The sequence below is a fragment of the Gilvimarinus sp. 1_MG-2023 genome, assembly GCF_030548285.1.
Window position 1 is genome coordinate 1 of record NZ_JAUOSC010000582.1, and the last position, 321, is coordinate 321.

1 protein-coding gene is annotated in these 321 nt (G+C 53.9%); it reads left to right on the forward strand.

What is annotated here, in order from left to right; translation table 11 throughout:
* A partial coding sequence (locus tag Q4563_RS18180; protein WP_303605501.1) for a sigma 54-interacting transcriptional regulator occupies window positions 1-321 on the forward strand: 321 nt, incomplete at both ends.

Genomic DNA, 321 nt, shown 5'->3' on the forward strand with positions numbered 1-321 from the left:
GTACTGATCAATGGCGAATCCGGTACTGGTAAAGAACTGGTTGCCCATGCCTTGCACAAGCATAGCCCGCGGGCAATTGAACCGTTTATTGCCCTGAATATGGCGGCCATTCCACGAGACCTGATTGAATCGGAATTGTTTGGCCACGAAAAAGGCTCCTTTACCGGAGCTGGCGGGCAGCGTCGCGGCCGTTTTGAACAAGCCAACGGCGGTACCCTGTTTCTCGATGAAATCGGTGATATGCCATCCGAAACCCAGACCCGATTGTTACGAGTACTGGCCGATGGTGAATTTTACCGGGTCGGTGGCACCACTCCGATC